At 55.8% G+C, this 10,725-nt stretch carries 9 protein-coding genes; 6 read left to right on the forward strand and 3 right to left on the reverse strand.

The genetic code is table 11. From position 1 onward, the window contains the following. On the forward strand, window positions 1-903 hold the full coding sequence (locus VGH19_03950; protein ID HEY1170502.1) for a hypothetical protein: 903 nt from the start codon (window positions 1-3) through the stop codon (window positions 901-903). Between the two features lie 75 nt (window positions 904-978). Next, window positions 979-1,875 carry a lipoyl synthase gene (gene lipA / locus VGH19_03955; GenBank protein ID HEY1170503.1) on the forward strand — a complete coding sequence of 299 codons (897 nt, stop codon included), beginning with the start codon at window positions 979-981 and terminating at the stop codon, window positions 1,873-1,875. 91 nt (window positions 1,876-1,966) lie between these two features. Here the strand turns inward: lipA and VGH19_03960 are convergent, their stop codons facing one another. Next, window positions 1,967-2,746, reverse strand: a complete 780-nt coding sequence (locus VGH19_03960) for a hypothetical protein (protein HEY1170504.1) — start codon at window positions 2,744-2,746, stop codon at window positions 1,967-1,969. A gap of 83 nt (window positions 2,747-2,829) precedes the next feature. Between VGH19_03960 and ligA the strand changes: the two genes are divergently transcribed. Next, entirely contained in the window at window positions 2,830-4,863 is a 2,034-nt protein-coding gene (gene ligA / locus VGH19_03965) for an NAD-dependent DNA ligase LigA (protein HEY1170505.1), read from the forward strand. 187 nt (window positions 4,864-5,050) lie between these two features. On the opposite strand, the gene VGH19_03970 is transcribed toward ligA, so the two are convergent. Further along, complete coding sequence (locus VGH19_03970) at window positions 5,051-6,295, reverse strand: PQQ-binding-like beta-propeller repeat protein (GenBank protein ID HEY1170506.1); 1,245 nt, start codon at window positions 6,293-6,295, stop codon at window positions 5,051-5,053. Between the two features lie 117 nt (window positions 6,296-6,412). On the opposite strand from VGH19_03970, the gene VGH19_03975 reads away from it, so the two are divergent. The 3 genes from VGH19_03975 to VGH19_03985 all read left to right on the forward strand — a co-directional run bounded on the left by VGH19_03975 (window position 6,413) and on the right by VGH19_03985 (window position 8,162). Further along, a complete protein-coding gene (locus VGH19_03975) occupies window positions 6,413-7,075 on the forward strand; it encodes a hypothetical protein (GenBank protein ID HEY1170507.1) in 663 nt (220 codons plus the stop codon). 7 nt (window positions 7,076-7,082) lie between these two features. Then, a complete protein-coding gene (locus VGH19_03980; protein HEY1170508.1) occupies window positions 7,083-7,589 on the forward strand; it encodes a hypothetical protein in 507 nt (168 codons plus the stop codon). A gap of 81 nt (window positions 7,590-7,670) precedes the next feature. Continuing rightward, window positions 7,671-8,162, forward strand: coding sequence for a methylated-DNA--[protein]-cysteine S-methyltransferase (locus VGH19_03985; GenBank protein ID HEY1170509.1), 492 nt, complete (start codon window positions 7,671-7,673; stop codon window positions 8,160-8,162). A 192-nt stretch (window positions 8,163-8,354) separates the two neighbouring features. On the opposite strand, the gene ppk1 is transcribed toward VGH19_03985, so the two are convergent. After that, window positions 8,355-10,505 carry a polyphosphate kinase 1 gene (ppk1, locus tag VGH19_03990; GenBank protein ID HEY1170510.1) on the reverse strand — a complete coding sequence of 717 codons (2,151 nt, stop codon included), beginning with the start codon at window positions 10,503-10,505 and terminating at the stop codon, window positions 8,355-8,357. Window positions 10,506-10,725 lie beyond the last annotated feature (220 nt).

Below are 10,725 nucleotides of genomic sequence, written 5' to 3' on the forward strand. Positions count from 1 at the left end.
GTGAAACGTCGTGCACCGGAGGAACACTCAGCACCAACACCGGCAACCGCTCCCGCGAGCACTGCAGCACCCGCTTCTTCAGGCGGCTTGAAGGTAAAAGGCGTGGCCCCTTCAACCCACGCACCAACGGCTGCAAGCAATGCCACTCCATCAGAACCGGCGACTGAAAAGCCTTCCGAATCCGCGATTGAAAACCCGCACGTCCGCATCGGCTACATGCCGAAGGATGGACCGGAGCCCAGTTTTCCCCGGGGTCTGCTGGGGGCTTTCATCGGCACTGTCGTTGGTTCGCTGATCTGGTATACGATCTTCCATTTTGGCGACATCGATTTCGGCTGGCTGGCCCTTCTTCCCGCTGCCATGTCGGGCATGCTGGGGCGCAAAATGGCTCGGGAAGACAACCACTGGATCGGCGTAAGCGCCGCTGTATTCACTTTGATCGCCATCTTCGGCACCCGATACGCCATCGCTTCCAAGGAGATGGACAAGAGAATGGGCGGCATCGACACCGAGGCCATTTTCGAGACTTACGACGAAAAACTGGCCGAGGCAAAGGAAGCTGTGGCCGCGAAGACAGATGATGATATCAAAAACTTCCTGCAAAACCAGCACCGCAGACAATTCGAGAAATTCGCAGAAAAAGGCGAGAAATTCCAACCGGTGGGCATTGAGAAAGAAGATGTTGATGACTTTAAAGAGTTCGATCTGCCGGAATATAAGGACTTTGCGAACGGAAAGCCTTCACGCGAAGAGTACGAGCAAGATATCAAAAGCGCCAAGCAGGCCGGCACATGGGCCACACGCATAGTCACCATCTTTTCCGTCATCATCTCAACAGGTATTCTTGGCATATTTTCTCTGATATTTGCGCTCGCGGTGGCTTATCGAACAGGCAGTGGTTGATCCGCAGCATTCTCTGGCCGATGCAACACCAGTTGCACCCGCGCCCAAGGCATGCTTCACTTCCTGCCTGTCGTAATGAGTGCCGTCACTGAAAATGCGCCCAAGCTGACCCGGCCACGCCTTCCCGCGTGGTTGCGGCTCGACCTGCCTACCAACAGTGGTTTCTCCAAAACCCGCAACCTGCTGGATGGCCTCAAGCTTCACACCGTCTGCGAGAGCGCCAAGTGCCCGAACCATTGGGAATGCTGGAGTAAAGGCACCGCCACTTTCATGATTGCCGGTGACCGTTGCACGCGCGCCTGCGGTTTCTGCGCCGTCAGCACTGCCAAACCTTTGGCCCTCGAAGCCGATGAACCCGCCCGCGTGGCTGAAGCCACACGGCGCATGGGCCTCAAGCACGTCGTCATCACTGCAGTAGCTCGTGACGACCTGGCCGATGGTGGTGCGGAACACTTCCGCCAGACCATCGAAGCCGTTCGTGCCGCGAATCCCGGCATCATCATCGAAGTCCTCGTGCCCGATTTCTTGGATAAAGATGACGCCATCGACAACGTCCTGCGAGCCGAGCCGCATATCTACAATCACAATCTCGAAACCGTCCGTCGCCTGACGCCGTCCGTCCGCTTCCGCGCTCAATATGATCGCTCTCTCAGCGTCTTGAAGAAGGTGAAGGAAAAACGTGGCGGAGCCATCTACACCAAGTCCGGCATCATGCTCGGTCTTGGGGAGACGGAAGAGGAATTGCTCCAGGCGATGCGCGACTTGCGTGCTTCAGATTGCGACATCCTCACGCTCGGCCAATATCTGCAACCCACTCTGAAGCATCTGCCCGTTATTGAATACGTGCATCCGGACAAGTTCGCAGAATACAAGGTGATTGCCGAAGGCATGGGCTTCACCCATGTCGCGAGTGGTCCTATGGTTCGCAGTTCCTATCACGCGGACGAATTTACTATCGCCCCGAAGCTCTAATGGAGTGCGGGTTGTCCCCAACCCGCAGCAACATCCATGAACAATTCGGCACAGGTATTCTCAACCGTTGAACCATTCGGTTGAAAAACCCCTAATTCGCTGTCTTCCCCTCCGGCACGGACTGATTCGTCTGCGGCGCGGGCAGCGGTGCCGGTATCAGCACGGGAGCATTGGATGGCACCACCACATTTGTACCCGTAGGTATCGGCGTGGGTTGGTTATTTCCCGCTTCGCCCTGAGGTGGCATCCGATAGGCATCGGGATTTTTCAGATACTTGAGCCAATAGAAAATACCGACTGTCACGACACCGGCGAACAGCAACGCCACTACCAGCGTTAAAACCTTCACCTTCTTCGCCTGCTCATTAAACGCGGCTGATTCCGCCTTCTGTGCTTCCCGGAAAATCGCCAACTCGTGCTCCAGCGAGATCGCATGTTCCACTTCTTCTTTCAGTTGCAAGACCAGCCAGCCTTCCAGGCTTTGACCGAATTGTGATGCACGCTTCCCCTGCTCTGCTTCTGTTGGCGCGCGAAAGTCCGCCTTCGTCCAATGCGTATGCACCGCAGGAGTCCATAACCGTACCAATCCATGATTCGTCGCCACCTTCTTCAAGCGATCCCACAATACTGCCCGCACAGCTTCCGTATGCTCCGGCATAGCGATAGCTTCACTGTGGATATGACCCTGATTCCCCTGTATCTGCAATGCGAGTGCGCCAATGATTTTGCCATCGCTCGATTCCACGATCTGAAACTCGGTGAATCTCCGTTCCAATTCACCCACGGCAAAGCGTTCCTCGCTCCAGATGGCGCGAAGCGTGGCCAGATCATTGATCGTAGCCCGGCGGACTGTATGAACCGGCAAACTCATTTCTGCTAAATATAGGGGCGGGAGCAGTTTTCCGGCCAATAAAAAGTGGATTTTACCGTCGGCCTCAGAATACTAGTCCCGCAATGACACAGGACGAGGCACGGAAACGTCATACCATACTGGCCGAGCAATTACGCCAACACGATCACGCTTACTACGTGCTGGCGAAACCGAGCATATCTGACCGCGAATACGACACGCTTTACCGCGAACTCCTCGACCTTGAAAAAGCTCATCCCGATCTTTCCACCGCCGACTCCCCCAGCCAACGCGTTGGCGGGCACGTCGCCAGCAGCTTCGCCCAGGTGAAGCACGCCCTCTCCATGTTGAGCCTGGATAACACCTACTCACAGGAGGAAGTCCGTGATTTCGTAAATCGTCTGCAAAAACTCCTGCCAAACGAAAAGCTGGAATGGGTCGTGGAACCGAAAGTGGACGGCATCGCCATAAGCCTGCGTTTCGAGAACGGCGTCTTCACAACCGGCGCGACTCGCGGTGACGGCACCACCGGTGATGACATCACCAGCAATCTCAAAACCATCCGCAGTATCCCTCTCAAGCTGAACGCGAAAAGCACCCCGCCTCCCGTCTTTGAAGCGCGTGGTGAAGTTTACATGACTCGCGATGGCTTTGCGAAATTGAACGCTGAAAAAGCGGCAGCTGGCGAAGAGCTTTACGCCAATCCGCGCAACACCACGGCGGGCAGCCTCAAACAACTCGATTCCAAACTCGTCGCCAAACGCCCGCTCGACATCGTTCTCTACGGCACCGGAGCGATCACAGCTGCGGAAGGTTCACCGATGCCCATGACCCATGTGGACATGCTGAAGCTGCTGCAAAGCTACGGCTTCAAGATCGCCGAACGCTATTGGGTCTGCGGCTCCACGGAAGAACTGCTCGCCGCCATCACGGAACTCGATCAGGTCCGGCGCAATTTCAATTACGACACTGATGGCGCCGTCATCAAACTGAACAGCTACGCGCAACGCGAACGTGCCGGTTACACGTCCAAAGCCCCACGCTGGGCCATGGCCTACAAGTATCAGGCCGAGCAAGCCGCCACCAAACTCAAGTCCATCACCATCCAGGTTGGCCGCACCGGCGCACTCACTCCTGTCGCCGAGTTGGAACCCGTCTTTCTCGCTGGCAGCACCATCAGCCGTGCCACGCTGCACAATGAAGAAGAGCTTCGCCGCAAAGACATCCGCGTGGGTGATACCGTCATCATCGAAAAGGCGGGTGAAGTCATCCCCGCCGTCGTCGGTGTTGTGCAAGAACAACGCACGGGCAAGGAACAGGTCTTTGAATTTCCAAAAGTATGCCCGGAATGCGGCTCCAAAGTCTCTCGTGATTCCATTGGCGGCGAAGAGATGGTCGTGTGGCGTTGCGTGAATCTCGATTGCCCCGCCCAAGTGCGTGGCCGTCTCGAACACTGGTGCGCTCGCGGAGCCATGGATATAGAAGGCGGCGGCGAGGTCCTCGTGAACCAGCTTGTTAAGAACAATCTCGCCCGTGACGTGGCCGACCTCTACCAGCTTACCGTGGAGCAAGTCGCCAACCTCGAACGCATGGGCGAGAAATCCGCGCGCAATTTCATCGATGGCGTCACAGCGAGTAAATCCCGCGATCTCTGGAGACTCCTCTTCGGCCTCGGCATCCTGCATGTCGGTGTCGGCGGCGCAAAGTCCCTTGGCCGTAGCTTCGCCAGCTTGGATGACATCCTAAACGCCACTGAAGAACAACTGGTGGAAGCCGATGACGTGGGCGAAGTCATCGTGAAAAGTATCGTACAATGGCGCAATGATGAACGCACCCGCGCGCTCATCGAACGCCTGCGCACTGCCGGTCTGAATTTCAAATCCGAACTCTACCAGGCCGCTCCTCCCAGCGGCCCTTTCACCGGCAAGACCTTCGTGCTCACCGGTACCTTGCCCACCATGTCCCGCGAAGTCGCCGCCGCGAAGATCGAAGCCCTCGGCGGCAAAGTCAGCGGCAGCGTGAGCAAGAAGACCGATTACGTCCTCGCCGGTGAAGAAGCTGGCTCCAAACTCGAGAAAGCCCAAAAACTCGGCGTCAAGATCATCGACGAAGCCGAATTTCTGAAGATGACCGCATAAAAGTCCACCCACCTTGATGAATTACCCATGCGGCCTAAAGCCACTCTTCCTTCTCCCCTCGGAGGGGAGAAGGATTGAGGATGAGGGGTGCCCCTATTCGTCCTCGTCGTCCTTGATTCTCTTCTTCTAAAAAACAAAAAGCCGGTCGAACCTTTCAGTCCGACCGGCTCTGCAAAACCTGCTTTCCTTACTTCTTCACATCGTAGCACAGGATGATCTCCTGATCGCGGAGATACAGCTTGCCGTTCACGATGACCGGATGCACCCAGATCTTACCTTGCGGACTACGCTGAGTCGTTTGCGGGTCCAGCTTGAACCGCCCCTTCTCACTCCAGCCCTTTGGTGAAGCCTCGATCAACACCACGTTGCCATTGGCTTCATCCAGCAGATACAGCATGCCATCCGCATAACCGACAGCGCCTTTGCCCACTGACTTGTTAGCCCAGACCTGTTCTCCCGTTTTGAAATCCTGACAAATCCAACCCGGTCCATCCGAATGACCGTAAAGATGGTCACCTACCAAGATCACGCCGCCATGATGATTCTTCATCACCATATTGGCATAAACATCCGTCACCTGATTGTCCTTGCTGATCTGCACCATTTTGCAGCCAACGTTGTAACCAGCCGTGACGAACACATAGCCGTCTTTGTAGATAGGCGTGGGGATTACCGCTGTCTTGCCCGGGAAGTCAGACCGCCACAGCACCTTGCCATTGGCCGGGTCGATGCCCACGATGCTTTTCATGGTCAATTGCACATACTGCTTCTTGCCATAATGATTGATGGGGATGATGGATGAATACTGGGCTTCATCCGTAAAATCCGCACTCTGCCAGAGTAGCGTGCCATCTGTCTTCTTGAAGGCAGCAATCGCACCTTGCGGTCCGCCCGGCGTGCAAACGACCTTGTCGCCATCCACCAGCACGGATTCCGTGTAGCCCCAATTCTGAAGCTTGCCGCCCAAAGCCGTCATGCTCTTTTTCCAAAGCACCTTGCCATCCGCCAGATTCGCGCAGATCAAGTCACCGCGACCACCCATCGTATAAACCTTGTCACCATCCACCGTAGGCGTCGAACGCGGGCCATCACCCCAGCGGTTCGTGTAGCGCGTTCCCACGGGAGCTGACCACAGCTCCTTGCCCGTATTGGCATCCAAAGCGATCAAAAACTCCGTCTCACCCCGCGCACCCATGGTGAAAAGCTTGCCTTTGGCGACCGAAAAACCGGCATAACCCAAACCGCCGTCCTGATACATCCAGACCTTCTTCGGCCCTTCCGCCGGCCATTGCTTCAGCAAACCGGACTCTTTGGAAAGATCATCCCGGCTCGGACCGCGCCATTGTGGCCAGTCATTTTGAGCCCAAGTGGTTGATGGCAAGGCTCCCGCAAGGAGGGATACCCCAAGGCATAAGGCGGCGACACATTTCATGCGTTAAAGCTGCAAGGGTTGATTTTGACGGAGGGAAAGTAGACCTGTTCACCACTTCTTGCCAGCAAATTGCGCGTGCTGCTTTACAGCGGCGGACCTCGTGACTAAGTTCCTTTCATGGCTGCAGAATTTGACGGCTCAGATTTCGTAGATACCGACTTTCAATCGTCGCAAAAGGCCGCCTCCACGGGCGGTGGCGCCGGGCGTCCGGCGTCACGCGAAGAGCTCGATGCCCAAATGGCCGACAAGCAGAACGAACTGTCCGCCTTGAAGCGTAAACAGGAGGAACTGGAACGCCAACGCGCCCAGATCGAGGACACTCGCCGCCGCAAGATCGAATACCAGACCGGTCGCGAAGAGATGATCCACCAGCTCACGCGAGGTGTGGCCTTGCTGGAAGAGGCGGAATTCGCCACGCGCCGTGAAGCCGAACAGATGGCCAAGAGTCTGGCTGAATTGCGTGATGCCCAAGTCAAGGTCTCCGCCTTGAACGAAGAACAGTGGACCACCGAGAGTGAGAACATCGAACTCACCCGCGCCCTCACCACCATTGAGAACGCCCGGATGGAATGGAACAGTGCCCGCCTGAAATGGACCGTACTCGACAAGGCCCTGCAATCTACGGAAGACAGCTCACCCAACGGTGGTCCGGGCAAGGTGCCGAACAGTCTTTTCCCAACTCAGAACTTCGGCCAGCTCTGCCGTTTGGGCTTCGCCCTTACCTGGCCCATAGCGCTGGTCGTCTTGTTGGGTGTTTTGGTTTTGATCTTCCGCAAGTGAACTGACCATGCCGTGGTTGAAGAAAAAACCGGATCCGTTGACCGATCGCGCGAAGGAGCTTTCGCGCGAGATCGCCCAGCTTGAAGCGGAGATCCAGAAGTTGAGCAACCGCAAGGAAACGCCTCGCCCGGCCGTTCGCTCGACCGCCTTGCCATCTGAGAGCGGTCCGGTCCCTGTCCGCCCTCAGCCGCGTCCCGTGCATGATCCGGTCTTTGAAGAAGTGAATGCCCGCAAGATCGCCGCTTCTACTGAACCAGAGAATACCGATGCTCACTACAACGACCTGGGTGTGCGAAAGTATGACCTGCTTGCCCTATGGCGGCGCATCCGAAACCATTTCTACGGGCCACCGGCGCATAGTCCCAAACTGATCAATTATCTGGCTGCGGGCAGCATTCATGGCTTGCGTCCGTTGCGCTATGAATCTCGGGTAGCCCGTAACCGTTTTATCTTTTACTCTGTCTGTCTGGTCATTGTCCTTTGGATAGTGGTGGCCAGATTCCTAGGCCGCTGATTGGCAATGTCGATTACGATTCTTGCAGTGATACTTGTTCTGGTCGTGCTGGCTTACCTCATCATAGGTGGTCGTGATTGAATGACGTTCCCACATCACATCATCACTCCTCTGGGCAATTTTTGCGCACTCTATTCCGCTCACGGCCTCGCTTCGCTCGATTTCCCCAACCAATCCTACACGCTGCCGGAACTCTTCGGTGAACCAACGGAATCCGATTTGAAGAAATGGCAGGCGCAAACGGAAACTGCCCTGAACGAAATGCTCTCCGGCAAAGCGCCGAAACAATTACCACCGCTGGATATCTCCACCGGCACTGAATTTCAACGTACCCTCTGGCAGCAACTGCTTGCCATCCCGCTTGGTCGCACGCGCACTTACGGTGAACTTGCTGCCATTCTTGGCAAACCCTCCGCTTCCCGCGCCATCGGCATGGCCTGCGGAACGAATCCAATTCCAGTGATCATCCCCTGCCATCGCGTCGTTGCCGCGAATGGCCGCATGGGCGGCTTCGGCGGCGGCCCGGAATGGAAACGCCGTCTGTTACAGATTGAAAGCATCCTCCTCGCCTAGACTGGTAGGGCGCAGTGTCCTCACTGCGCCGATGACGAAGCCAATAGCAACCCAATTGTCTATTGTTTACTGATGCCAATGACAACGCGGAAAGAGCAATCAAGGGTTATTGACGCCACAATGCTTTCAGACGGGTGGCATGTTTGGGCTTCGCCGACAGCCCGGTGAGAACACCGGCCCTACCCACCTCGCTCATGCCTTCTTCTTATGCGGACTCGGTTTCACTTTCACCTGCGGATACTTCGAAGCCGTCCTGACCGGTTTGCGCGACTGGTTGATTTTGCCCTTGGATAAATCGATGAACTCCATCTGGCTACGATGTGGCGCCTCTCTCTTGGCCAAGGGCGGAACCACATACACCCCGTTCGATTGAAGTTGCCTCGCCTTCACATTGTCTGCGAGCGGTAAGGCCAGCATCTCATCCATGATCCGTCCGCGCAGGCGTCCGTCCTCGATCGGAAACACCACTTCGATACGGCTGAAGAAATTACGCGGCATCCAGTCAGCACTGCCCACGAACACTTCCGGCTGGCACGCATTCTCGAAATAGAAAATGCGGCTGTGTTCCAAGAAACGGTCAACGATGCTTCGCACGCGAATATTTTCGCTCACACCTTTCATCTGCGGACGCAAACAGCAGATGCCGCGCACGATAAGATCGATCTGGACGCCCGCTTGCGAAGCATCATACATCGTTTCGATCACTTCCGGGTCCACCAGTGAATTCATCTTCGCGATGATCCGTGCAGGCAATCCTTTGCGTGCATTTTCCGCTTCACGCTGGATGAGGCGCATGATGGTGTCATGCAACTCAAACGGTGCCGTGAGGAATTTCCGCATACCCGGGAACTGGCACACGCCCGTCAGCAAGTTGAACAGGTTCGTGGCATCCTCACCAAAATCCGGCTGGCATGTCAGCAAGCCGATGTCCGTGTAGAAACGTGATGTGCTCGCATTGTAGTTGCCCGTGGAGAGATGCACATAACGGCGGATGCCATCATCATCATTCCGTACCACGAGGCACGTCTTGCAATGGATCTTGTAACCCACGAGACCATACACCACATGCACACCCGCCTCTTCCAGTCGGCGTGACCACTCGATGTTGTTCGCCTCGTCAAAGCGCGCTTTGAGTTCCACCACCGCCGTCACCTGCTTGCCATTGCGCACCGCATCCATGAGCGGTCCGACAACGCGACGATCACCACCCGTGCGATACAGCGTCATCTTGATGGCCAGCACCTTCGGGTCTTGCGCCGCTTGCTGCAGGAAATCGACTGTGGAATCAAAGCTCTCGTACGGATGATGCAAAAGGATGTCGCGCTCGCGGATGGCTTCGAAGATGTCTTCCTTGCCCTTCAACTGCGGCGAGATGGGCGCCACGAACGGCACATCACGGAACTCGGGTGAGTGATCCCCTTCATAGATTGCCATCAGTCGCGTCGGATTCAACGGACCGTCAATCACATATACATCATTCTCTTCGATATCGACCACATCCATCAGGAAACGGCGGATTTCCAGCGGACAATCCTTCTCCACTTCCAGACGCACCGCCGCGCCTTTACGACGATTATGCAACTCATTCTCCACCGCTTTCAGCAAGTTGGAGGAATCTTCCTCATCGATGTACAGCTCACTATTACGCGTCACGCGGAAGAGCCAATGACCCAGGACATTATTTCCTGGGAACAGATCGCGCAGGTAATGACAGATGAGCTTGCCGAGGAAAACAAAATCCTGGCGCGAATCTTTACGAGGCAGACGGACGAGACGCGGCAAGATGCGCGGCACTTGCACAATGGCCATGCGCGTGCGGCGGTCACCGTTTTTCGTCTCCTCCAGTTGCACCATGATGTTCAACGATTTGTTGAGCAACTGCGGGAAAGGATGCGCCGGATCTAATCCTAACGGCGTCAGCACCGGACGGACCTTGCTGTGATAGTAGTCTTCAATCCAGGCCGCATCCGTCTTATCGAGCTTCTTGATCTCGACGAACTGGATTTTGGCATCTTTGGCCAATGCAGGAAGCAACTGTTTGCGCCAGCATGTATACTGTTCATCCACCATCTTGCGCACACGCTTGGCGATTTCACGGAAGGTTTCAGAGGCAGTGCGGCCATCGATGCTGCGGGTGACCACGCTGGACTCGATCTGCTGTTTCACGCCCGCAACGCGTACCTCGAAGAACTCATCGAGATTGGAGCTCGTGATGCAGAAGAATTTGACGCGCTCCAGCAACGGGTTGGCCGGATTCAACGCCTCCTCAAGGACGCGTTGGTTGAATTCCAGCCAGCTCAGTTCCCGGTTGATAAAATGTGATGGTCCGTATTTCCCGCTCATAGCCAATAGGTTGTGGCAAAAATCAGTGTGCCAAGGATACCCTGCCCCGCCAATCTCGAAAGTTACAATCAGGTGACAGAGGGCGCATCTTGACACTGCCCCCATAATGAGTTGGTAACGGTTCCGATCCTGGGTGCAAAGGGGCAACCACGAACCAAAGGAACACGGATGAAGCCAGAACCCAAGCGGCCTTTGACCTTACGGGAGATCGAGCAGGAAG

It is taken from the genome of Verrucomicrobiia bacterium (assembly GCA_036405135.1).
Taxonomy (GTDB): Bacteria; Verrucomicrobiota; Verrucomicrobiia; order Limisphaerales; family JAEYXS01; genus JAEYXS01.

Bases quoted from the DNA above. Each gene is read 5' to 3' on its own strand.
- VGH19_03980 (HEY1170508.1), top strand. From the start codon at position 7,083: ATGCCGTGGTTGAAGAAAAAACCGGATCCGTTGACCGATCGCGCGAAG.
- ppk1 (HEY1170510.1), bottom strand. From the start codon at position 10,505: ATGAGCGGGAAATACGGACCATCACATTTTATCAACCGGGAACTGAGC.
- VGH19_03970 (HEY1170506.1), bottom strand. From the start codon at position 6,295: ATGAAATGTGTCGCCGCCTTATGCCTTGGGGTATCCCTCCTTGCGGGA.
- ligA (HEY1170505.1), top strand. From the start codon at position 2,830: ATGACACAGGACGAGGCACGGAAACGTCATACCATACTGGCCGAGCAA.
- VGH19_03975 (HEY1170507.1), top strand. From the start codon at position 6,413: ATGGCTGCAGAATTTGACGGCTCAGATTTCGTAGATACCGACTTTCAA.
- VGH19_03960 (HEY1170504.1), bottom strand. From the start codon at position 2,746: ATGAGTTTGCCGGTTCATACAGTCCGCCGGGCTACGATCAATGATCTG.
- VGH19_03985 (HEY1170509.1), top strand. From the start codon at position 7,671: ATGACGTTCCCACATCACATCATCACTCCTCTGGGCAATTTTTGCGCA.
- lipA (HEY1170503.1), top strand. From the start codon at position 979: ATGAGTGCCGTCACTGAAAATGCGCCCAAGCTGACCCGGCCACGCCTT.